Genomic DNA, 1,909 nt, shown 5'->3' with positions numbered 1-1,909 from the left:
CTATTATGTTTTTAAATTCATGCCAGTTTATTTTCTTATTCATAGTTTTAAATTTTCAATATTTTACCATTCGATAGTTAATTGTTGAGGAGAATTATCTTTTATTTTCTGTTCATGTAGCGTTTCAATCCCTTTTGCATCCTCATACGGATATATCCCCTCCACATACGCCTTAATAAGCGAGGCATGAGAAAGCGGTTTCTTCAGATTTTCTACATCACTATTTGTATCATAATCAAGCAGAACTATCGTCTTTGTTTTAGAAGCCAGACGAAGTTTCTCTATAATTCCATAAACCTTATTTTCCAATACCCAACGATAAGCGGGAATATATATTTGCTTGCGGGCTTCAAGATAATCCAACAGTTCTGTTCCGTTCACACCTTTTCTATGCCCTAATGGAGTACCGTACTTGCGTACAGTCCTTTTTATATTCTTCATCGTATCATTTCGGAACATTCTTATATCTATATCACTGTTTTCAAAGACTTTCAGTCCTTGCCAAATCGCTTCCACACAAGTTGCTGTGTAACCGTCACTGAATGGTACCGGTATTCCTCCATGCGGATAGAAAGGACTTAGTTTTATCAGACTATCTTTCGCCTTACTTGTTACATCACAAAGTATAGCATCAGGATATTTCTTCAATATATTTTCGGGTTTCTTTTTCTTCGATTCTATTATTATCATAAGTTTTGTTTTTATTCGTCTTGTTCTTTTATTATTGAGAGTATTACAAAGAGGTCATTACAGCCTGCATTTATTAATAATTCTCTAAATTTTGCAGTTTGACCTTTGGGGATAATTATAACCTTTAAGGAGGTACAAAGAAAAAATATGTTTTTACCTATATCTTTCACAGAAGAAGGAAGAATTACTTCCTTTAAAGAACTACAATCATTAAAGGCATATTCTCCGATGCTTGTTACAGAAGAAGGTATAACTAATTTACGCAATGAACTACAACCTCTAAATGCACTGCTTCCAATACTCGTTACTGAAGAATGGATTACCAATTCACGCAAGGAAAAACAATCACAAAAAGCACGATTTCCAATACTTACTACAGAAGAAGGTATAACTAATTTACGCAATGAACTACAACAACTAAATGCTGCATTTCCGATACTCGTTACAAAAGAAGGAATAAATATATGATTTTTATTATTTAAACACGATAAGACATCCCCTTTATCTGTATCAACTATTATAGAATTATCTATTAATCTAAATTGTGAACTCTGTATATTTAACAGAAGGGACGGACAATTATTAAAGGCATATTCTCCAAGACTTGTTACAGAAGAAGGTATAACTAATTTACGCATTGAACTACAACAACTAAAGGCACCTTTTCCAATACTTGTTACAGATGAGGGTATCACTAGTTCATGCAATGAACTACAATTACTAAAAGCTTCTTCTCCGATACTTGTTACAGAAGAAGGAATCATTACTTCACACAATGAACTATTATAAAAAAAAGCATTTCTACAAATAACCTTTGTTCCACTCTTTATCTTATATTTTTCAATATTTCTAGGTGCGTTCAACAACTTCAAGCCATCTCTACTATATTTCACACCATATTCATCCTCAATAGCATTTTCCCAATCTTCATCTGTAACTATCGTTGAAAGCTGTACTTCAGGGACAATCACAGGAACACATTCTGGCTTAGCTATATTAAACAACTTAAAAGAAACATTACTAAGTTCATTCCTCGCATATGCTATATAAAACAAGCCCAATAATTGAGCAAGTTCAACATCATTAGAAAGCAACTGAATAGCCTTTAAACATTCACTCTCACTGATATTCTGATAATCCTTTACACAAAAAAGCAGTCTGTCCTCTGTTCCAAAATCATTCAGCAATTCCGATTTCAAGGAAATAACCTTTAAAGACA

General features: G+C 33.1%; 2 protein-coding genes. Both read right to left on the bottom strand.

Annotation, left to right across the window (positions count from 1 at the left end):
- Window positions 1–63 precede the first annotated feature (63 nt).
- Window positions 64–690 (bottom strand): hypothetical protein, encoded by a 627-nt coding sequence (locus QZ379_RS03970; RefSeq protein WP_291558581.1) that lies wholly within the window; start codon window positions 688–690, stop codon window positions 64–66.
- Window positions 691–701: 11 nt separating this feature from the next.
- A partial coding sequence (locus QZ379_RS03965) for a leucine-rich repeat domain-containing protein (RefSeq protein ID WP_291558580.1) occupies window positions 702–1,909 on the bottom strand: 1,208 nt, incomplete at its 5' end.

Origin of the sequence: Bacteroides sp., assembly GCF_019417265.1 — a bacterium.
Taxonomy (GTDB): domain Bacteria; phylum Bacteroidota; class Bacteroidia; order Bacteroidales; family Bacteroidaceae; genus Phocaeicola.
The sequence above is the reverse complement of the archived record's forward strand: the minus strand, read 5'-3'. Positions and strand labels throughout refer to the sequence as shown.